Source organism: Streptomyces sp. NPDC002032, from assembly GCF_042890765.1.
GTDB lineage: Bacteria > Actinomycetota > Actinomycetes > Streptomycetales > Streptomycetaceae > Streptomyces.
In genome coordinates, this window is record NZ_JBIASM010000006.1 from 12,458 (window position 1) to 31,552 (window position 19,095).

Here is a 19,095-nt window from a genome sequence, read left to right on the forward strand (position 1 = left end):
GCCGTGGGATCCGCTGATCTGCCGATGTCCCACCGGGATCTTCTCTGCCACGATCAGACACATGACGAATTTCGTAGTCAAGACGCTCGCCAACGCGGCGGCCCTGGCCGTCGCCGTCTGGCTGCTCTCCGGAATCACCCTCGACGACGGCAGCAGCACGGGCCGCCGCACCCTCACCCTGATCCTGGTGGCGCTGGTGTTCGGCCTCGTCAACCTGATCGTCAAGCCCGTGGTGAAGCTGCTGTCGTTCCCGCTGTTCGTCCTCACCCTCGGCCTGTTCACCCTCGTGGTGAACGCGCTGATGCTGCTGCTGACCTCGTGGCTGGCCAAGCAGTTCAATCTCAGCTTCCACGTGGACGGCTTCTGGACCGCGGTCCTCGGCGGACTCATCATCTCCCTCGTCTCGTGGGCCGTGAACCTGGCCCTCCCCGACAAGAACTGAGCGGACCGCCGTGTACCGCGTCCGCCTCGTCGTCCGGGAACGCGTCCACCCCGCGCCGGACCCCGGCCTGCCGGACGCCGTACGCGCAGCCCTGAAGGAGACCACCCCGTGAACGATCACCCCGCGGGCGGGCCCCCCGCCGCCGGCCGGTACGCGGACGCCACGCGCGCCGTGCGCGCCGGACTGCCCGAGCCCGTCAAGAACGAGCCGCCGCTGCCCGGGCCGGTCTTCGCCGCCCACTTCCACCTCCCCGGCGACGTGGCGGGCCCGTACACCTACGGCCGCGACACCAACCCCACCTGGACCCTGCTGGAACGCGCCATCGGGGAACTGGAGGCGCCCGGCCGGGACGTGGACACCGTCGTCTTCGCCTCCGGCATGGCCGCGGTCTCCGCCGTGCTGCTCTCCCAGGCCCGCACCGGCGACACCGTCGTCCTGCCCGACGACGGCTACCAGGCGCTCCCGCTGGTCCGCGAGCAGCTGGAGGCGTACGGGATACACGTGCGCACCGCGCCGACCGCCGAGGAGGCCCAGCTCACCGCGCTCGACGGGGCCCGGCTGCTGTGGATCGAGACCCCCTCCAACCCGGGCCTCGACGTCTGCGACGTACGCCGTCTCGTGGCGGCCGCCCACGAAGGCGGCACCCTGGTCGCCGTCGACAACACCCTCGCGACCCCGCTCGGGCAACGGCCCCTGGAGCTCGGCGCGGACTTCTCCGTCGCCAGCGGCACCAAGGGGCTCACCGGCCACGGCGACCTGCTCCTCGGTTACGTCGTCTGCGCCGACCCCGCCCTGGCCGCCTGCGTCCGCCGCTGGCGCAAGATCGTGGGCGCGGTCCCGGGTCCGATGGAGGCCTGGCTCGCCCACCGTTCGCTGGCCACCATCCAGCTGCGGGCCGAGCGCCAGTGGGGCAACGCCCTGGCCGTCGCCGAAGCCCTGGCCGACCGGCCCGAGGTGACCGGGCTGCGCTACCCGGGCCTCCCCTCGGACCCCTCGCACAAGACGGCGGCCCGGCAGATGAGCGGGTTCGGCTCGGTCGTCTCCTTCGTGCTGCCCGACCGGGGGCACGCGGAACGCTTCATGGACGCTCTGCGCCTGGTGGAGGACGCCACGAGTTTCGGCGGAGTACGGTCCACCGCGGAGCGGCGCGGACGCTGGGGCGGCGACGCCGTGCCGGAGGGGTTCATCCGCTTCTCCGCCGGCGCCGAGGACCCCGGGGACCTGGTCGCGGACGTCCTGCGGGCCCTTGCCCTGTCAGGCCCCGGAGCCTGAAGGCGGACGGGGGAACGCGGTCCGAGCCTCCCCCCTGGTGGCTCGGACCGCCCCGGGTTCCGTACCAGAAGAACCACATCGACAAGGCTAATTGACTCAGCGTCAGAGTCCAATCACGGTAACGACAGGGGCCTATCGGCATATTTATAGTTGAAGGCCCCCACCGAGAGGGGCCGCCATGGATCTGGCCCTGCTGCGCACCTTCGTCGCCGTCCACCGCGCCGGCTCCTTCACCCGGGCCGCCGCGCTGCTCGGCCTGTCCCAGCCCGCCGTCACCTCACAGATCCGCACCCTGGAGCGCCAGCTCGGCCGGCCCCTGTTCCACCGCCGCGCCCGCGGGGTCACGCCCACCGCCGTCGGCGACGAGCTGGCCCACAAGGCGGCCCCGCACCTGGACGCGCTGCTGCGGATCGCCGAGACCGAGCGCGAGGCCGGCGGCACCTCGCGCACCCTCCACCTCGCCGGGCCCCCCGAGTTCCTGTGCCTGCGGGTGCTCCCCGCCCTCGCACCCCTGGTCGGGCAGGGACAGAACCTGCGCACCGCCCTCGCACCCGACGCGCGGGAGAGCCTCGACGGGCTGGCCGCCGGGCAGCACGACCTCGTCGTCACCACCTCGCGGCCGCGCGGCGCGCTGTTCACCACGAGCCCGCTCTGCGACGAGGAACTGGTCCTGGTCGCGGCGCCGTACTGGGCCGCCCTGACCGACCCGGCCGAACTGCGCGCGAAGGGACCGGCGGCCCTCGACGGGATCCCGGTCGTCGAGATCCACGAGAGCCTGCCGCTCGTCACGCGCTACTGGACCGCCGTGTTCGACTCCGTGCCCGACTGCGCCGCCACCGTCGTCGTACCCGATCTGCGCGCCGTACGGGAATGTGTGCGCGCCGGAGCCGGCCTCGCCGTCCTGCCCCGCTACCTGTGCCGCGACGCCCTCGACCGCGGGGAGGTCGTCGCCCTGCTGGAACCCGCCCTGCCGCCGCTGCGCACCTGGTTCCTCGCCGTACGGACCGGCAGTCTGGCCCTCGCGCACCTCGCCCGCGCCCACGACCGTCTGCTGCGCGCCGCCGCGCTCTGGTGAGCCGCCGGGTTTCGGACCCTGGCGCGTTTCAGAACCCGAGTCCTGGGCCACTCTTCTCCCATGACCGAACGCCCCGTGGTCAAACGCACCGCCCGCGCGATCCTGCTCGACGGTGACGACCTGATCCTCATCAAGCGCACCAAGCCCGGCGTCGACCCGTACTGGCTCACGCCGGGCGGGGGAGTGGAGGTTTCGGACGCCACCGTCGTCGACGCCCTCCACCGAGAGCTCCACGAGGAGCTCGGCGCCAAGATCACCGATGTGGTGCCGTGTTTCGTCGACACCGTCGAACACATCGCCTCCGGCGGTGTGACCGGGGTGAAGGTGCAGCACTTCTTCGTCTGCCACCTGGAGTCCATGGACCTCGCCCAACGGCACGGCCCCGAGATCGACGAGCCCGAGGGCGAATACGAGATCGTCCGCGTGCCCTTCAGCCGGGTCGGCATCGCCGCGGTGCACCTGGTCCCGCTCTCCCTCCGCCACTACCTCGACGGCAACATCGAGGGGGTGCGCGCCATGCACGCCCCCGACCTGGGCTGACCGCTGCGGGGAGCGGGCGGGCCCGGACGGTCTCAGCCGGCCGCGCCCGCCAGCTCCTCGATCGCGTCGTGCCGGATGCGCTCCCCGGGGATCCCGATGCGCTTGAGGGCGTCGACGCCGTTGCGGATCATCGCGGGCGGCCCCGAGACGAAGGCGTCGTACGAACTCCACGGCCCGTGCTCGCCGACCGCCTGCGGCAGCTGGCCCGCCAGCCCCTCGCCGACCACCGGGCGCACCGACAGCCACGGGTGGGAGCGCTGGAGGCCGAGCAGGGTGTCCTTGTCGTAGAGGTCGTGGTCACTGCGCGCCCCGAAGAAGACCTCCACCGGACGCCGTTCGCCGTGCTCGGCCACGTCCTCGATGAGTGCCTTGATCGGAGCGATCCCGGTTCCTCCGCCCAGGCACAGCATCCCGTTGTCCGTGCTGTGGTCCACCACCATCGAACCGGCCGGCGGTCCCAGCCGCAGCACGTCGCCGGGCCGGGCGTGCCGCACCAGCGCGTTGGAGACCCAGCCCGCCGGGACGGCCTTGACGTGGAAGGACAGCAGCCCGTCAGTGCGCGGCGCCGAGGCGAAGGAGTAGTGCCGCCACACCCGGGGCCACCACGGGGTCTCCAGGCTCGTGTACTGCCCGGCGAGGAAGGGGTAGGGCTGGTCGGGACGGACCGTCAGGACCGCGATGTCCGAGGTGCGCAGGTCGTGGGAGACCACCTCCGCGTGCCACCAGGCCGGGGCCGCCGCGTCCTCGGCCGCGGCATCGATCATGATCTGGGAGATCGCGGTGTAGGCACGCACCCATGCCGCCTCGGTCTCCGGCCCCCAGCTGAGTTCCGCGTACCGGGCCAGGGCTCCGAGCAGGGCCTCGCCCACCGCCGGGTAGTGGCCGGCCATGGTCCCGTACTTGCGGTGGCCGGTGCCGAGACGGCGCAGGTACGGGGTCAGCACCGCCGGGTCGTCGATGTGCTCGGCCGCGGTGAGCAGGGCCTTCAGCAGCCGGTCCCGCTGGGTGTCCATGGCCGCGGGGAACATCTCCCGGAACTCCGGGTGGGCCGTGAAGAACAAGGCGTAGAAGTACGAAGTCACCCGGTCGGCGACGGGTGCGATCTCCGTGAGGGTCCGGCGGATCAGCACGGCGTCCGGGGAGGGTTCGACCGCACCGTCCCCGGAAGGTATCCGGCCCGTCGGTCTGGCCGATCTGGTGGGCGGAGCGTCCATGCGGTGCCTCGCTTCGAGCATCTCGGTCGGTCTGCACGCGCCACGGCCTCGAATCCGTGGTCCGGGCTTCACAGCGTGCCAGCCGCCCGAAGGCACTGCGGGGGAATGGGGAAAATCCGGGTCCGGGAGCCCCTTCCCCCCTAAGATGCTGCGGCCCCCGGGCGGCCCGCGCCGAGGAGCCGGTACGCCTCCCGCAGGTCACGGCCCTCGTAGACGTGCGTCGCCCGCTCGGCCAGGTAGGGCCGGGCGTTCACCGCCACCGAGCGCGGCACCGCTTCGAAGAGCACCGCGTCGGTCATGGAGTCCCCGTACGCCACACAGTCCCGCCGGGTCACCCCGAACCGCTCGCAGAGCCGCTCCGCCACGTCCACCTTGGCCTCGGGGGTCAAGATGCCCGCCACCTCGACGGGGCGGGTGAAGGGCACCTCCGGGAAGACGGATCCGTGAGCGGCGTGTGCGCCCCACTCCAGGAGCAGCTCGACGAAGAAGGACGGCGACAGCGAGATCACCGCGCAGTAGTCGCCGCGCTCGCGGATCTCCTGCCAGACCTCCCGGATGCCCGACAGCCAGGGGGAGCCGTCGAAGGCGGCGCGGACGTGCGCGGGCGTGAGGTCCGCCCACAGCAGGTGGGCGGCCACCGAGAACTCGTGCGGGCCGATCTCCCGCGCGCCGAAGGCCCGCTCAAGTTCGGCGATCTCGGCCGCCTTGCCGAGCTGCCGGGAGATCTCCACCGGAGCGGCCGACCCGTACATCAGCGTGCCGTCGAGATCGAAGAGGTGCAGCAGCGTCATGGTCGCCGAGGCTAGTCCCGGTGTTTCACGTGAAACAAGCGCCGTTTCACGTGAAACATCCACCCGACGCGGGGCCGGCCGGTGTTTCACGTGAAACATCGACCTGACCGACCTTCCGAATCCCCTGGACGCCTCCCGAGCAGATGATCCACTCTGGGCCGGTGACACCATCACCGCTCACCGACCTGCCCATCCGCGCGCTGTACCCGGGCGACCTCCGTCACTGCGCCGACCTGTCCGAGGACCGCGGCTGGCCCCGCGAGGAGCACAAGTGGGGGCTGCTCCTCGCCGCCGGAACCGGTTACGGCGTCGACGCACCCGACGGGCACGGGCTGGCCGCGGCCTGTGTCGTCACCCGCTACGGGTACCGCCCGGCCGCACCGGAACTCGCCGCCATCGGCATGGTGCTCGTCGCCGACCGGTACGCCCGCCAGGGCCTCGGGCGCCGCCTCATGGCGCACGTCTGCGACGACGTCCTCGCCGGTGTGCCGCTCACCCTGCACGCCACCCCCTACGGCCGCCCGCTCTACGAGGAGCTCGGCTTCGACACCACGGGCCGGGCCGAAATGGTCCGGGGCCCGTTCCACCCCGAGCCCGGTGACGCCGCAGCCGTCCCGGTCCGGCCGGCCACGGCCGAGGACCTCGCCCGGATCGTGCGCCTGGACACCGAGGTGTTCGGCACCGACCGCACCCACATGATCACGCGGCTGCCCGCCTTCGCCGACAAGGTGCTCGTCGCCGAGGACGGCTCCGGCTCGCTCATCGGCTACGCGGCCCTCTGGCCCAACATGGACACCCATGTCGTCGGCCCGCTGATCGCCCGTGACACCGCCACGGCCCGGGCCCTGGTGACGGCTCTGGCCGCCACCACCGACCGGCCCCTGCGCACGGACGTCGACGTCCGCCACGAGGAACTGCTCACGTGGCTCAAGGCCCGGGGCCTCGAATCCCTGGCGTTCAACGCCGTGATGACCCGGGACGTCCCCGGTCTTCCCGGCGACTGGACCCGCCGCTGGGCCCCGCTGACCGTCGCCGCGGGCTGAACGAGTACAGCCCGATCCATGGGCTGGAGAACAGACAGAAAGGCACTGCCATGACCGAAACCCCCGAGCTGGCCATCCGGCCCGCCACCGAGGCGGACCTGCCCGCCATCGTCGCCATGCTGGCCGACGACCCGCTGGGTGCCACCCGGGAGTCCCCGGACGACCTGACCCCGTACGTCGCCGCCCTGAAGCGGCTGACCGACGACCCCTGCCAGCACGTGGTCGTCGCCGTCCGCGGGGACCGCGTGGTGGGCACCCTCCAGCTCACGATCGTGCCGGGCCTCTCCCGCAAGGGGGCCACCCGTTCCATCATCGAGGGCGTGCGGGTCCACGCCGACGAGCGCGGCAGCGGTCTGGGCACCCGGTTCGTCGAATGGGCCGTGGAGCGGTCCCGGGCGGAGAACTGCCAGCTGGTCCAGCTCACCTCGGACGTCACGCGCACCGACGCCCACCGGTTCTACGAGCGGCTCGGCTTCACCGCCTCCCACGTGGGGTTCAAGCTCCAGCTCTGACGGCTCCGGGCGCGGGCCGGGCCGCTGTCGGTGGCCCGGCCTACGATCCGGAGGATGAGCCGCAGCCTCCCCCTCGTCACCGCCGCCGATCGCCGCAACCGACTGGGCCGGCGCCACTGCCTGGCACCGTCGGCCCGCGCGGCGTCCGCCACCCTGGCGGCGGACGCCGTCGTCGCGCTCCACGCCACCGACGCCGCCACCGTCTACCTCTCCGCCCGCGCCCGCCTCCGCGGAGGCGGACCGTCGGACATCGAGCGGGCCCTGTACGAGGACGTCAGCCTGGTCCGCCTGCTCAGCATGCGCAACACCCTGTTCGCGGTGTCCGCCGAGCTCGCCCCGTACGTGGACTCCTCCACCGCACGGGGAATCGCCGCGAAGGAACGCCGGAGCCTGCTCAAGCACCTCGCCGAGGACGGCGGGGGACTCGACGCCGACTGGCTGGCCTCGGCCGAAGCGGCCGCCCTCCACGCCCTCGACACCGGTGGGCCCGCCACCGGGAGCCAGCTCTCGGCGGCCGTCCCCGCCCTCCGGCAGAAGATCACCATCGGCCGGGGCAAGAAGTACGAGGCCGAGACGGGCGTCGTCACCCGGGTGATCCGGCTGCTGGCCGCCGACGGCCGGATCCGCCGGGACCGGCCTCGCGGAACGTGGACCTCCAGCCAGTTCCGCTGGGTCCACACCCTGCCCTGGCCCCCCGTACCCGCCGGGGCGGCCCGCGCCGAGCTCGCCCGCCGGTGGCTGCGCTCCTACGGGCCCGCCACCGAGGCCGACCTCAAGTGGTGGACCGGCTGGACCCTCACCGAGGCGCGTAAGGCACTGGCCGCCGTGGGGCCCGAGGAGGTCCGGCTCGACGACGGCCGGACCGCGCTCGTCTCTCCCGGTGACACCGCCCCGGAACCGGCCCCGGAGCCCTGGGCGGCGCTGCTGCCGGGGCTGGATCCCAGCGGCATGGGCTGGGCCGACCGGAGCTTCCACCTCGACGCCGCCCACCGGCCCGCCCTGTTCGACTACGCCGGGAACATCGGCCCCACCGTGTGGTGGAACGGCGAGATCGTCGGCGGCTGGGCACAGCGGCCCGACGGCGAGATCGTGTGGCGACTGCTCGCCGACCCCGGCCGGGAAGCCGCGCAGGCGATCGCCGCGGAGGCCGCCCGGCTCGCCGACTGGGTGGGCGACGCCCGTGTCACCCCGAGGTTCCGCACCCCGCTGGAGCGCGAGCTCACCGCCTGAGCGGGCCCGTCAGCCGATGCCCCGCCAGCCCTGCGGGTCCGTCCCGCCGGGCACCGGGGCCTCGGAGTCGTAGGGCTCGCGCGTGAACACGAACGACCCGAGGTCCAGGTGGCTCGGCGTACCGTCGCCGCGGCGGACGGCCCGCAGGGTCTCTCCCGCGTAATAGCCCGTCAGTCCCGTCCAGCTGCCGTCCGGTTCGGCGCGGAAGCGGGCCGCGCGGCCGCTCGTGCCCGCCGGGGCCAGCTCCAGCGAGCCGTCCGCGCGCAGCCGCAGCACATGCGCCGCGGTGCCCCAGTACCAGAGGCCGGCCAGTTCCAGCGGTACCGCTTCGGACGCGCGGAACGGGCGCCACGGCTCGGGGAACCGCGGCTCCGCCTCGGCGACGATCCCGATCAGGTCCGTCGCCACCGTCGAAGCGGGCACTCCCGAGGTGCAGTTGGACAAGACCACCGCCGCCAGGTCCTCGTCCTCGCTCAGCCACAGCCCGGCGACGAACCCCGGCAGGGAGCCGCCGTGGCCCACGAGCCGCCGGCCGCCGACGTCGCTCAGCTGGAGGCCCAGCCCGTAGCCGCCCTCGACGGTGCCGGGCGCGGCGGTGGCGGCCGGGGCGCGCATCTCCCGTACGCTCGCCGCGCTCAGCACCCGCTCGTCGCCGCGCAGGAGGAAGTCCGCGAACCGCGCCAGGTCCCGGGGCGTGGACCACAGCTGCCCGGCCGAGGCCATCACGCCGAGATCCTCAGCGGGCTCCGGCGTCATCAGATCCGCCCACGGATGCACCGCCCAGCCCCCGGCGTGCGGGGCGCGCGGCTCACCGCTGGTGCGGTCCAGGCCCAGCGGCTCCAGCACCTCGGCCCGCAGCACCTCTTCCCAGGGCTTTCCGCGCAGCGCCTCCACCAGCGAACCCAGCAGCGTGTAACCGGGGTTCGAGTAGTGGAAGACGCGTCCGGGCGCGTGCCGGAAGGGCTCCTCGCCCAGGACCTCGTCCAGGCCGGGGCGCAGGGCGGCGGACGAGCGCTCCCACCACTCGCCGGGGGTCTCGGCCGCCAGTCCGCCGGTGTGGGCGAGCAGTTGGGCGATGGTCACCCCGTCGGCAGCGGTCCCGGGCAGGTGCCGGCCCAGCGGGTCCGACAGGTCCAGCAGCCCCTCGTCCCGCAGCCGCATCACCAGCACGGCCGTGAAGGTCTTGGTGATCGATCCGATCCGGTACTGCACGTCGCCGTCCGGCCCGTGGCCCGCGACGGAGGTGGCGGATCCCTCCCAGACCAGCTCCCCGCCGCGCGAGACGGCCGCCACCAGCGACGGGGTCCGCCCCTCGCTCTGTGCGACGGCGATCCGGTGCCTCAGCGCGCGCCGGGTGGAGGGGAGCAGTTCCAGATCTTCAGAGAGGGCGTCCATGATCGGATGCTACGTGTTGGCCATGTCCACGAACCGCGAATAATGGCCCTGGAAGGCCACGGTGATGGTGGCCGTCGGGCCGTTGCGGTGCTTGGCCACGATCAGGTCCGCCTCACCCGCGCGGGGGGACTCCTTCTCGTAGGCGTCCTCACGGTGCAGCAGGATCACCATGTCGGCGTCCTGCTCGATCGAGCCGGACTCACGCAGGTCGGAGACCATCGGCTTCTTGTCCGTGCGCTGCTCGGGGCCACGGTTCAGCTGCGACAGCGCGATCACCGGCACCTCCAGCTCCTTGGCGAGGAGCTTGAGGTTTCGGGACATGTCCGAGACCTCCTGCTGACGGCTCTCGGGCCGGCGCGAGCCGCCCGACTGCATCAGCTGGAGGTAGTCGATCACGACGAGCGAGAGGTCGTTGCGCTGCTTGAGCCGACGGCACTTGGCGCGGATCTCCATCATCGACAGGTTGGGGGAGTCGTCGATGTACAACGGGGCGGCCGAGACGTCCGGCATCCGGCGGGCGAGCCGGGTCCAGTCGTCGTCGGTCATGGTGCCCGAACGCATGTGGTGCAGTGCCACCCGGGCTTCGGCCGACAGGAGGCGCATCGCGATCTCGTTGCGGCCCATTTCGAGGGAGAAGATGACGCTGGGCAGGTTGCTCTTGATCGAGCAGGCCCGGGCGAAGTCCAGCGCGAGCGTCGACTTGCCCATGGCGGGGCGGGCGGCGATGACGATCATCTGGCCGGGGTGCAGGCCGTTGGTGAGGGAGTCGAGGTCGGTGAACCCGGTGGGCACGCCCGACATCTGGCCCGAGCGGGATCCGATCGCCTCGATCTCGTCGAGCGCGCCCTCCATGATGTCGCCCAGCGGCAGGTAGTCCTCGGAGGTCCGCTGCTCGGTGACGGCGTAGATCTCGGCCTGGGCGCTGTTGACGATCTCGTCGACGTCGCCGTCCGCCGCGTACCCCATCTGCGTGATCTTCGTACCGGCCGCGACCAGGCGGCGCAGGACGGCCCGCTCGTGGACGATCTCCGCGTAGTACTCGGCGTTCGCCGCCGTCGGCACGGACTGCACCAGGGTGTGCAGGTACGAGGCCCCGCCCACCTTGCTGATCTCGCCGCGCCGGGTGAGCTCCGCGCCGACCGTGATGGGGTCGGCCGGCTCGCCCTTGGCGTACAGGTCGAGGATGGCCTGGTAGATCGTCTCGTGCGAGGGCCGGTAGAAGTCGTGGCCCTTGAGGACCTCGACCACGTCCGCGATCGCGTCCTTGGACAGCAGCATGCCGCCCAGCACCGACTGCTCGGCGTCGAGGTCCTGGGGCGGGACGCGCTCGAAGCCGCCTCCGCCGCCGTCCCAGGAGCCGCCCTCGCGGCCCCTGTCGTCCCGGTCGTCCCCGCGGCCGCGGCCCTCGCCGTTGCGGCGGGTGCGGGCGGGCAGACGGTCACTGGGACCGCTGTCGGCCCAGGGGTCGTCCATGGGCTCGGGCATGCTCACCGGGCCGCCTCCTCCCGTCCGCAACGCGGACCTCGCCGTGTCACTCTTTCTACGACACGGCTCTGACATTAGGGGCGCCCGAACCGGCTCTCGGCGCGTCGGGCAACGCCCAACGGTAGGCCCGCGGGCGACGTCAGCCAATCTTGTTATCCACAGGCTGTGTGGATGAGATGTGGACGACGGAGCGAATGCTGTGGGTAAGTCCCCCGAAGCTGTGCACGGAGCGGGGGACGACGCTGTGGACAAAATCACCAACCCCACCCCGACACCCCTCTGACCTGCACTTTCCTTAGCCTCAGGCTGTGGGGAAGAAAATTCTTGGCCACTGTCTCAAGATCGCCTCCAACGGGTTGTGGAGAACGCCCAAGTCAGCGGCCAAGTAAGGATCAAAAGACAGTTGCATCTCTTACCTGTGGAAGATTAGATTGGACGCATGACACAGGCCCCCCCAGCGTCGAAGGCTGCCCCGAGACGGCACGACCGCGAGATCCTCGCCCTCGCCGTCCCCGCGTTCGGCGCCCTCGTCGCCGAGCCCCTCTTCGTGATGGCCGACAGCGCCATCGTGGGACACCTCGGCACCCCCCAGCTGGCCGGCCTGGGCATCGCCGCCGCCCTGCTCACCACCGCCGTGAGCGTCTTCGTCTTCCTCGCCTACGCCACCACCGCGGCCGTCGCCCGACGGGTCGGCGCGGGCGACCTCCAGGCGGCGATACGGCAGGGCATGGACGGCATCTGGCTCGCCCTGCTGCTCGGCGCGGCCGTCATCGCCGTGGTCCTGCCCGCCGCCCCCTGGCTGATCTCCCTCTTCGGCGCCTCCGACACCGTCGCCCCGTACGCGGTGACGTACCTGCGGATCTCCGCCCTCGGCATCCCCGCCATGCTGGTCGTACTGGCCGCCACCGGCGTCATCCGCGGCCTCCAGGACACCCGTACCCCGCTCTACGTGGCCATCGGCGGCTTCGCCCTCAACGGCGGCCTGAACGTGGCCCTGGTCTACGGCGCGGGCCTCGGCATCGCCGGATCGGCCTGGGGCACCGTCATCGCCCAGTGCGCCATGGCCGCCGCCTACCTCGTCGTGGTCGTCCGAGGAGCCCGGCGCCACCGCGCCTCCCTGCGCCCGGACGCCGCCGGGATCCGGGCCTGCGCCCAGGCCGGCGTACCCCTGCTGGTCCGCACCCTCTCCCTGCGCGCCATCCTGATGATCGCCACCGCGGTGGCCGCCCGGCTGGGCGACGCCGACATCGCCGCCCACCAGATCCTGCTGTCCCTCTGGAGCCTGCTCGCCTTCGCCCTGGACGCCATCGCGATAGCCGGGCAGGCCATCATCGGCCGCTACCTCGGCGCGGGGGACACCGTGGGCGCGAAGGCCGTCTGCCGCCGCATGGTGCAGTGGGGCATCGCCGCGGGCCTCGTCCTGGGCCTGCTGGTCGTCCTGATCCGGCCCGTCCTCATTCCGCTCTTCACCGGCGACCCGGCCGTCGAGGACGCCCTGCTGCCCGCCCTGCTCGTCGTGGCACTGGCCCAGCCCGTCTGCGGAGTGGTCTTCGTCCTGGACGGCGTCCTCATGGGAGCCGGCGACGGCCCCTACCTCGCCCGGGCGATGCTGCTGACGCTCGCCGTCTTCGCACCCGCCGCCCTGCTCGTTCCGGCGCTGGGCGGAGGTCTGAGCGCCCTCTGGTGGGCCATGACCCTGATGATGCTGGTCCGCATGGTCACCCTGCGGCTGCGGGCCCGCTCGGGCCGCTGGCTGGTCGCGGGGGCCACCCGCTGACGTTTCACGTGAAACATCGCGTGAAACGTGGTGTGAAGCGTCGCGTGAAACGTGGTGGGAAACATCCCGTGGAGCGGCCCCAGGGCACGTTGTCCGGAGCGATGTTTCACGTGAAACGAAGAAGGGCCGCACCCCAGCGGGGTGCGGCCCTTCACGCGCTGCCCTTAGGCGGCGACGACCTCGATGCCCACGTTCGCGGCGACCTCGGCGTGCAGACGCACGGAGACCTGGTACGAACCGAGGGTCTTGATCGGGGAGCCCAGCTCCACGCGGCGCTTGTCGACCTTCGGGCCACCGGACGCCTCGATCGCCGAAGCGATGTCGGACGGCGTCACGGAGCCGAACAGACGACCGGCGTCACCCGCGCGGGTGGCCAGACGGACCTTGACACCCTCGAGCTTGGCCTTGACCTCGTTGGCCTGCTCGATGGTCGCGATCTCGTGGATCTTGCGGGCGCGGCGGATCTGCGCCACGTCCTTCTCGCCACCCTTGGTCCAGCGGATCGCGAAACCACGCGGGACCAGGTAGTTGCGAGCGTAACCGTCCTTGACGTCGACGACATCGCCGGCGGTGCCGAGGCCAGAGACCTCGTGGGTCAGGATGATCTTCATTAGTCGGTCACCCTTTCCTTATCGCGCGGTGGACGTGTAGGGCAGCAGCGCCATCTCACGGCTGTTCTTGACTGCCGTGGCGACGTCACGCTGGTGCTGCGTGCAGTTGCCGGTAACGCGGCGGGCACGGATCTTGCCACGGTCGGAAATGAACTTCCGCAGCATGTTCGTGTCCTTGTAGTCCACGTACGCGGTCTTGTCCTTGCAGAAAGCGCAGACCTTCTTCTTAGGCTTGCGCACAGGCGGCTTCGCCATTGTGTCTCTCCTGTGAAATCAAGAAGTGGGGGTGCGAGCTGCCCTAGAAGGGCGGCTCGTCCGAGTAGCCACCGCCGGAGCCGCCGGAGCTTCCGCCCCAGCCGCCACCGCCGCCGCCCTGCTGCTGCTGGCCGCCGGCCGGCGCACTGGACGCCCACGGGTCGTCGGAGGGAGCTCCGCCGCCCTGGGGGGCGCCGCCACCGGGGGCTCCGCCCCAGTTGCCACCGCCGCCGCCCTGCTGCTGACCGCCGCCGCCGTATCCACCCTGACCACCGCGACCGGTGGTCTTGGCGACCTTGGCCGTGGCGTTCTTCAGGCTGGGGCCGACTTCCTCGACGTCCAGCTCGTAGACCGTGCGCTTGACACCCTCACGGTCTTCGTACGACCGCTGCTTCAGCCGGCCCTGCACGATGACGCGCATGCCTCGCTGGAGCGACTCGGCGACGTTCTCCGCCGCCTGACGCCAGACCGAGCAGGTCAGGAACAGGCTTTCGCCGTCCTTCCACTCATTGGTCTGCTTGTCGAAGGTGCGGGGAGTGGACGCGACACGGAACTTCGCGACCGCCGCACCCGAGGGGGTGAAGCGCAGCTCGGGGTCGTCGACGAGATTGCCGACGACCGTGATGACGGTCTCGCCTGCCATGGATGAACCTCTCGGCGGGGATTGCTGCTGGGCTGCTGTGCTACTCGGTCCCGATTACCGCTGAACCGAAGTTCAGTGGGTCTCGGGGCGAAGGACCTTGGTCCGGAGAACCGACTCGTTCAGGTTCATCTGTCGGTCAAGCTCCTTGACGACCGCAGGCTCGGCCTGGAGGTCGATGACCGAGTAGATGCCCTCGGGCTTCTTCTTGATCTCGTAAGCGAGACGACGACGGCCCCAGGTGTCGACCTTCTCGACCTTTCCGTTGCCCTCACGGACGACGGAGAGGAAGTTCTCGATCAGCGGGGAGACAGCGCGCTCCTCGAGATCGGGGTCGAGGATGACCATCACTTCGTAGTGACGCATGTGGAACCCACCTCCTTTGGACTCAGCGGCCACGGTCGTTCCGTGGCAGGAGGGTCGTGATGCGTGTCGCACGGTGTCCGAGAGCAGACACCGCGCAGACCGTACAGACTACCCCGTCGACTCCTTCCGGTTGAAATCCGGCAGGAGAGGGCCACAATCTGTAGGCACCGGGTGTGCTCGGTGCTATGCCCTCCGGCTCCCGCCGGGGGCGGCCCCGCAGCACCGCTCTGCTGCAGCCAGGAGGTGCCTTCAGATGGCACAGGCAATGCGTCGCCAGTCCTCCCAGTCGATCTCGCTCTTCTCCACCGACGGCAAGCCCCATCCGCTCCAGGACACCCTGATGGCGGTCACCCTCGTCCTCGGCGCCGTGGCGTTCGTCACTGCGTTCTTTCATAATCTGCACCTGCTCAGCTCCTGGACGGGGCTGGTCGGCATCGTGACCGGGCTCTACGGCCAGTTCATCTCGGTCACGACACGCGAGCGCTTCGCACTGATCATCGGCCTTGGCGCGTCTGCCATCGGCTTCTTCCTCGGCATGGCGCACGGAGGCCTCTTCGGCGGCTGGCTGGGCTGACCGGGGGACCCGCAGGGCGGAGCCCCGGCCTTCCACCGGCCGGGGCTCCGGCCCGTCCCCCATAAGGGTGGCGCCCCCGTCGCAGTAGGCTTCGCGCCATAGCCAGCGAAGCCGCCGGAGGAGACACCCCGCATGAGCCTGTCCCTGAGCACCATCAGCCGAGAGCAGCATCTGGCCTACCTCCAGAGCCTGCCCTCGGCTAGCCACTGCCAGGTCCCGGCATGGGCCGACGTCAAGAACGAGTGGCGCTCGGAGAACCTCGGCTGGTTCAACCAGTCCGGCGAACTCGTGGGTGCCGCTCTCGTGTTGTACCGGCAGCTGCCCAAGGTGAAGCGGTACCTCGCGTACCTCCCCGAGGGCCCGGTCATCAACTGGTACGCCCCCAACCTGGAGGAATGGCTCCAGCCGATGCTGGCGCACCTGAAGAACCAGGGCGCCTTCACCGTGAAGATGGGCCCGCCCGTCGTCATCCGCCGCTGGAACTCCACCGCCATCAAGGCCGGCATCCAGGACCCGGACGTCAAGCGCCTGCGCGACGTGGAGGCTTCGGTCATCGAGCCCCGCGCCTTCGAGGTGTCCGACAAGCTGCGCCGCATGGGCTGGCAGCAGGCCGAGGACGGCGGCGCCGGCTTCGGTGACGTCCAGCCCCGCTACGTCTTCCAGGTGCCGCTGGCGAACCGCTCGCTGGACGACGTCCTCAAGGGCTTCAACCAGCTGTGGCGCCGCAACATCAAGAAGGCCGAGAAGGCCGGCGTCGAGGTCGTCCAGGGCGGCTACGACGACCTGCCGACCTGGCAGTACCTGTACGAGATCACGGCCGAGCGCGACAAGTTCCGCCCGCGCCCGCTCAGTTACTTCCAGCGCCAGTGGACGGCCCTCAACTCCGAGGACCCCAACCGCATGCGCCTGTACATCGCCCAGCACGAGGGCGAGCCCCTGGCCGCGGCCACGATGCTCACCGTCGGGCAGCACGTCTGGTACTCGTACGGCGCCTCCGCCAACCACAAGCGCGAGGTCCGGCCCTCCAACGCGATGCAGTGGCGCATGCTGCGCGACTCGTACGCGCTCGGCGCGAGCGTCTACGACCTGCGCGGCATCAGCGACACGCTGGACGAGAACGACCACCTGTTCGGCCTGATCCAGTTCAAGGTCGGCACGGGCGGCGAGGCGGTCGAGTACGTCGGCGAGTGGGACTTCCCGCTCAACAAGGTGCTGCACAAGGCGCTCGACATCTACATGTCCCGCCGCTGACCCCGCCCCACCCCCACACCCCGCACCGCTGCACCAAGCAGCTTTCCCAGAGAGGCTCCGGACGGGCATGGCGCTCACGCTCTACGTCGACACCGCGCGCTGGCGTGCGCACCAGAAGCAGATCACCGATCAGTTCCCCGGACTGATCCCGGTCTGCAAGGGCAACGGCTACGGCTTCGGCCACGAGCGGCTGTGCGAGGAGGCGACCCGGATGGGCGCCGACATCCTGGCCGTCGGGACCACGTACGAGGCCGCCAAGATCAAGGACTGGTTCGGCGGCGACCTGCTGGTCCTGACCCCGTTCCGGCGGGGCGAGGAGCCGGTGCCGCTGCCCGACCGGGTCATCCGCTCGGTCTCCTCGGTGGACGGGGTGCGCGGCCTGGTCGGCGCCCGCGTGGTCATCGAGTGCATGAGCTCGATGCGCCGCCACGGCATCTCCGAGCAGGACCTGGGCCTGCTCCAGTCGGCGATCGAGGACGTCCGGCTGGAGGGCTTCGCCCTGCACCTGCCCCTGGACCGCCCCGACGGCTCGGACGCCGTCGAGGAGGTCATCGGCTGGATGGACCGGCTGCGCGCGGCCCGGCTGCCGCTGCACACCATGTTCGTCAGCCACCTGCGGGCCGAGGAGCTGGCGCGGCTCCAGCAGCAGTTCCCGCAGACCCGCTTCCGGGCCAGGATCGGCACCCGGCTGTGGCTGGGCGACCACGACGCGACCCAGTACCGGGGCGCCGTCCTGGACGTCACCCGGGTCGCCAAGGGTGACCGCTTCGGCTACCGCCAGCAGAAGGCCGCCTCCGACGGCTGGCTGGTCGTCGTCGCGGGCGGTACCTCGCACGGGGTGGGCCTGGAGGCCCCGAAGGCCCTGCACGGCGTGATGCCGCGTGCCAAGGGCGTCGCCCGCGCCGGCCTGGCCACCGTCAACCGCAACCTGTCGCCCTTCGTGTGGGCGGGCAAGCAGCGCTGGTTCGCGGAGCCGCCGCACATGCAGGTGTCGATCCTGTTCGTGCCGTCGGACGCGACCGAGCCCCGTGTGGGCGACGAGCTGGTGGCGCACCTGCGGCACACCACCACCCAGTTCGACCGGGTGCTCGACGCCTGAGCACCCCCTCGGTCAGTGCCGGGGATCCGTTCCCCAGTCGACCCGCTGTCCCTCCGAAGGCGCCGCGTCCCGCGGCGCCTTCGTCTTGTCCGAGAGCGTGAACACGTCCTCGGCCCCGTCCAGGACGCCTCCGGAGGGATCGTCCGAGCCGTCGCGCCGGACCACATCGCGCTCCGGCAGCAGGATGTCCCGTACGACGACGGCACACAGGTAGAGCGTGGCCAGCAGGTGTGCGGCGATGGCCACCTGGTAGCCCTCCACCGGCAGGCCCTGGTGCTTGTCCCCGCTGGTCGTGTAGGCGAGGTAGAACCAGATCCCGAGGAAGTACGCGATCTCGCCGGCCTGCCAGATCAGGAAGTCCCGCCAGCGCGGCCGGGCCAGCGCGGCGAGCGGGATGAGCCACAGCACGTACTGCGGCGAGTAGACCTTGTTCGCCAGGATGAACGCGGCGACGGCCAGGAAGGCGAGCTGGGCGAAGCGAGGCCGCCTGGGGGCCGTCAGCGCGAGCAGCCCGATGGCCAGGCACAGCACCAGGGTCAGCCCGGTGGCGTACGCGTTGGCGCCCTCCAGGGGGTTGCCGGTGCGCTGGGAGATCAGCAGCCACACGGAGCCGAAGTCGATGGGCCGCTCCTGGCTGAAGACGTAGAAGCGCTTCCAGCCGTCCCAGGCGAGGAACATGACCGGAGCGTTCACCACCAGCCAGGAGACGACGGCGCCCAGGGCCGCGGCGCCGAACGCCCGCCACTTCCCGGCGCGCCAGCACAGTACGAACAGCACCCCGAGCAGCAGCACCGGATAGAGCTTGGCCGCGGTCGCCAGGCCGATGAAGACGCCGGCGAGCAGCGGACGGCTGCGCGCCCACATCAGCATCGCCACGGCCGCCAGGGCGACGGCGGGCAGGTCCCAGTTGATGGTCGCGTTGAGCGCGAGGGCCGGGGCCAGGGCGAACAGCAGGGCGTCCCAGGGGCGGCGGCGGTGGGTGCGGGCCACGCACACGGCGATGACGGCGGCGCAGGCCATCAGCATGCCGGCGTTGACCATCCAGTACAGCTGCTCGCGGTGCTGCATGCTCCCGGACGAGGGCGTCAGCCAGGCCGCGACCTGCATGAAGGCCCCGGTGAGCACCGGGTACTCCAGGTACTGCATGCCGCCGTACTTGGGGTCGGCCGCCATGTCGGGGAACCGGTCGAGGTAGGGCACGAGGCCGTCGGCGAAGCCGCGGGCGGAGTACAGGTGGGGGATGTCGGAGTAGCAGGCGTGGGTGTACTGCGAGCCCGCTCCCCGGAACCACGCCCAGTCGTAGCAGGGCACCTTCTGGGCCATGCCGAGCGCGAACATGCCGATGGCCACGAGGACCACGACGCGGACCGGGTTCAGCCAGTGGCCGCCCAGCCGGGCGCGGCGGCCGATGGGGCCGCCGATGAGCTCGCTGCCGGCGGCGGAGACCTCGTCCTGCTGCGTGGGCAGTACGGGCCGGTCCTCGTGCACCTTGGTCATGCGCTCATCCTGCCGTACGCGGCCGG

At 71.4% G+C, this 19,095-nt stretch carries 20 protein-coding genes; 11 read left to right on the forward strand and 9 right to left on the reverse strand.

Annotated features, from left to right (window positions below; genetic code table 11):
- Positions 1–61 precede the first annotated feature (61 nt).
- From ACFYYT_RS16000 to ACFYYT_RS16015, 4 genes are all read left to right on the forward strand, one after another.
- A complete protein-coding gene (locus tag ACFYYT_RS16000; RefSeq protein ID WP_351822187.1) occupies positions 62–442 on the forward strand; it encodes a phage holin family protein in 381 nt (126 codons plus the stop codon).
- Between the two features lie 108 nt (positions 443–550).
- On the forward strand, positions 551–1,714 hold the full coding sequence (locus tag ACFYYT_RS16005; protein WP_351822184.1) for a cystathionine gamma-lyase: 1,164 nt from the start codon (positions 551–553) through the stop codon (positions 1,712–1,714).
- 178 nt (positions 1,715–1,892) lie between these two features.
- Positions 1,893–2,789, forward strand: a complete 897-nt coding sequence (locus ACFYYT_RS16010) for a LysR family transcriptional regulator (RefSeq protein WP_351822182.1) — start codon at positions 1,893–1,895, stop codon at positions 2,787–2,789.
- Positions 2,790–2,849: 60 nt separating this feature from the next.
- Complete coding sequence (locus ACFYYT_RS16015) at positions 2,850–3,329, forward strand: NUDIX hydrolase (RefSeq protein WP_351822179.1); 480 nt, start codon at positions 2,850–2,852, stop codon at positions 3,327–3,329.
- Between the two features lie 32 nt (positions 3,330–3,361).
- Here ACFYYT_RS16015 and ACFYYT_RS16020 read toward each other — a convergent pair whose 3' ends face one another.
- Both ACFYYT_RS16020 and ACFYYT_RS16025 read right to left on the reverse strand, forming a co-directional pair.
- Positions 3,362–4,690 (reverse strand): globin domain-containing protein, encoded by a 1,329-nt coding sequence (locus ACFYYT_RS16020; protein ID WP_351822226.1) that lies wholly within the window; start codon positions 4,688–4,690, stop codon positions 3,362–3,364.
- Positions 4,684–5,334, reverse strand: a complete 651-nt coding sequence (locus tag ACFYYT_RS16025) for an HAD-IB family phosphatase (protein WP_351822176.1) — start codon at positions 5,332–5,334, stop codon at positions 4,684–4,686. Before ACFYYT_RS16025 ends, ACFYYT_RS16020 begins: the two co-directional genes overlap by 7 nt.
- Before the next feature lie 143 nt (positions 5,335–5,477).
- Between ACFYYT_RS16025 and ACFYYT_RS16030 the strand changes: the two genes are divergently transcribed.
- From ACFYYT_RS16030 to ACFYYT_RS16040, 3 genes are read left to right on the forward strand one after another with little or no spacing between them, the layout of a single operon-like run.
- Positions 5,478–6,377, forward strand: a complete 900-nt coding sequence (locus tag ACFYYT_RS16030; RefSeq protein WP_351822173.1) for a GNAT family N-acetyltransferase — start codon at positions 5,478–5,480, stop codon at positions 6,375–6,377.
- 50 nt (positions 6,378–6,427) lie between these two features.
- Positions 6,428–6,889 carry a GNAT family N-acetyltransferase gene (locus tag ACFYYT_RS16035; RefSeq protein ID WP_351822170.1) on the forward strand — a complete coding sequence of 154 codons (462 nt, stop codon included), beginning with the start codon at positions 6,428–6,430 and terminating at the stop codon, positions 6,887–6,889.
- A 54-nt stretch (positions 6,890–6,943) separates the two neighbouring features.
- Complete coding sequence (locus ACFYYT_RS16040) at positions 6,944–8,119, forward strand: winged helix DNA-binding domain-containing protein (RefSeq protein WP_351822167.1); 1,176 nt, start codon at positions 6,944–6,946, stop codon at positions 8,117–8,119.
- Positions 8,120–8,128: 9 nt separating this feature from the next.
- Here the strand turns inward: ACFYYT_RS16040 and ACFYYT_RS16045 are convergent, their stop codons facing one another.
- Entirely contained in the window at positions 8,129–9,514 is a 1,386-nt protein-coding gene (locus ACFYYT_RS16045; protein WP_351822164.1) for a serine hydrolase domain-containing protein, read from the reverse strand.
- A gap of 9 nt (positions 9,515–9,523) precedes the next feature.
- Positions 9,524–10,987: a replicative DNA helicase gene (gene dnaB, locus ACFYYT_RS16050; RefSeq protein WP_351822223.1), complete on the reverse strand. Its 1,464-nt coding sequence runs from the start codon at positions 10,985–10,987 to the stop codon at positions 9,524–9,526.
- A 451-nt stretch (positions 10,988–11,438) separates the two neighbouring features.
- On the opposite strand from dnaB, the gene ACFYYT_RS16055 reads away from it, so the two are divergent.
- Positions 11,439–12,776 (forward strand): MATE family efflux transporter, encoded by a 1,338-nt coding sequence (locus ACFYYT_RS16055; protein ID WP_351822161.1) that lies wholly within the window; start codon positions 11,439–11,441, stop codon positions 12,774–12,776.
- A 164-nt stretch (positions 12,777–12,940) separates the two neighbouring features.
- Here ACFYYT_RS16055 and rplI read toward each other — a convergent pair whose 3' ends face one another.
- The 4 genes from rplI to rpsF all read right to left on the reverse strand — a co-directional run bounded on the left by rplI (position 12,941) and on the right by rpsF (position 14,648).
- Positions 12,941–13,387, reverse strand: coding sequence for a 50S ribosomal protein L9 (gene rplI, locus ACFYYT_RS16060; protein ID WP_214930771.1), 447 nt, complete (start codon positions 13,385–13,387; stop codon positions 12,941–12,943).
- 18 nt (positions 13,388–13,405) lie between these two features.
- Positions 13,406–13,642: a 30S ribosomal protein S18 gene (rpsR, locus tag ACFYYT_RS16065; RefSeq protein ID WP_005315025.1), complete on the reverse strand. Its 237-nt coding sequence runs from the start codon at positions 13,640–13,642 to the stop codon at positions 13,406–13,408.
- A gap of 43 nt (positions 13,643–13,685) precedes the next feature.
- Positions 13,686–14,285, reverse strand: coding sequence for a single-stranded DNA-binding protein (locus tag ACFYYT_RS16070; protein WP_351822158.1), 600 nt, complete (start codon positions 14,283–14,285; stop codon positions 13,686–13,688).
- Between the two features lie 72 nt (positions 14,286–14,357).
- Complete coding sequence (rpsF, locus tag ACFYYT_RS16075) at positions 14,358–14,648, reverse strand: 30S ribosomal protein S6 (protein ID WP_004950685.1); 291 nt, start codon at positions 14,646–14,648, stop codon at positions 14,358–14,360.
- A 253-nt stretch (positions 14,649–14,901) separates the two neighbouring features.
- Between rpsF and ACFYYT_RS16080 the strand changes: the two genes are divergently transcribed.
- The 3 genes from ACFYYT_RS16080 (at position 14,902) to ACFYYT_RS16090 (ending at position 17,572) form a co-directional block, all read left to right on the forward strand.
- The gene (locus ACFYYT_RS16080; RefSeq protein WP_351822155.1) at positions 14,902–15,222 is read left to right on the forward strand and encodes a hypothetical protein; all 321 of its coding nucleotides are present in this window, start codon (positions 14,902–14,904) and stop codon (positions 15,220–15,222) included.
- A 132-nt stretch (positions 15,223–15,354) separates the two neighbouring features.
- Complete coding sequence (locus ACFYYT_RS16085; protein WP_351822152.1) at positions 15,355–16,473, forward strand: peptidoglycan bridge formation glycyltransferase FemA/FemB family protein; 1,119 nt, start codon at positions 15,355–15,357, stop codon at positions 16,471–16,473.
- A 67-nt stretch (positions 16,474–16,540) separates the two neighbouring features.
- Positions 16,541–17,572 carry an alanine racemase gene (locus tag ACFYYT_RS16090; protein WP_351822149.1) on the forward strand — a complete coding sequence of 344 codons (1,032 nt, stop codon included), beginning with the start codon at positions 16,541–16,543 and terminating at the stop codon, positions 17,570–17,572.
- Positions 17,573–17,584: 12 nt separating this feature from the next.
- On the opposite strand, the gene ACFYYT_RS16095 is transcribed toward ACFYYT_RS16090, so the two are convergent.
- Complete coding sequence (locus ACFYYT_RS16095; RefSeq protein WP_351822146.1) at positions 17,585–19,069, reverse strand: glycosyltransferase 87 family protein; 1,485 nt, start codon at positions 19,067–19,069, stop codon at positions 17,585–17,587.
- Positions 19,070–19,095 lie beyond the last annotated feature (26 nt).

Coding starts and splice junctions, on each gene's coding strand:
- ACFYYT_RS16000 (WP_351822187.1), top strand. CDS start 62: ATGACGAATTTCGTAGTCAAGACGCTCGCCAACGCGGCGGCCCTGGCC.
- ACFYYT_RS16010 (WP_351822182.1), top strand. CDS start 1,893: ATGGATCTGGCCCTGCTGCGCACCTTCGTCGCCGTCCACCGCGCCGGC.
- ACFYYT_RS16015 (WP_351822179.1), top strand. CDS start 2,850: ATGACCGAACGCCCCGTGGTCAAACGCACCGCCCGCGCGATCCTGCTC.
- ACFYYT_RS16025 (WP_351822176.1), bottom strand. CDS start 5,334: ATGACGCTGCTGCACCTCTTCGATCTCGACGGCACGCTGATGTACGGG.
- ACFYYT_RS16030 (WP_351822173.1), top strand. CDS start 5,478: ATGATCCACTCTGGGCCGGTGACACCATCACCGCTCACCGACCTGCCC.
- ACFYYT_RS16035 (WP_351822170.1), top strand. CDS start 6,428: ATGACCGAAACCCCCGAGCTGGCCATCCGGCCCGCCACCGAGGCGGAC.
- ACFYYT_RS16040 (WP_351822167.1), top strand. CDS start 6,944: ATGAGCCGCAGCCTCCCCCTCGTCACCGCCGCCGATCGCCGCAACCGA.
- ACFYYT_RS16045 (WP_351822164.1), bottom strand. CDS start 9,514: ATGGACGCCCTCTCTGAAGATCTGGAACTGCTCCCCTCCACCCGGCGC.
- dnaB (WP_351822223.1), bottom strand. CDS start 10,987: ATGGACGACCCCTGGGCCGACAGCGGTCCCAGTGACCGTCTGCCCGCC.
- ACFYYT_RS16055 (WP_351822161.1), top strand. CDS start 11,439: ATGACACAGGCCCCCCCAGCGTCGAAGGCTGCCCCGAGACGGCACGAC.
- rplI (WP_214930771.1), bottom strand. CDS start 13,387: ATGAAGATCATCCTGACCCACGAGGTCTCTGGCCTCGGCACCGCCGGC.
- rpsR (WP_005315025.1), bottom strand. CDS start 13,642: ATGGCGAAGCCGCCTGTGCGCAAGCCTAAGAAGAAGGTCTGCGCTTTC.
- ACFYYT_RS16070 (WP_351822158.1), bottom strand. CDS start 14,285: ATGGCAGGCGAGACCGTCATCACGGTCGTCGGCAATCTCGTCGACGAC.
- rpsF (WP_004950685.1), bottom strand. CDS start 14,648: ATGCGTCACTACGAAGTGATGGTCATCCTCGACCCCGATCTCGAGGAG.
- ACFYYT_RS16080 (WP_351822155.1), top strand. CDS start 14,902: ATGGCACAGGCAATGCGTCGCCAGTCCTCCCAGTCGATCTCGCTCTTC.
- ACFYYT_RS16085 (WP_351822152.1), top strand. CDS start 15,355: ATGAGCCTGTCCCTGAGCACCATCAGCCGAGAGCAGCATCTGGCCTAC.
- ACFYYT_RS16090 (WP_351822149.1), top strand. CDS start 16,541: ATGGCGCTCACGCTCTACGTCGACACCGCGCGCTGGCGTGCGCACCAG.
- ACFYYT_RS16095 (WP_351822146.1), bottom strand. CDS start 19,069: ATGACCAAGGTGCACGAGGACCGGCCCGTACTGCCCACGCAGCAGGAC.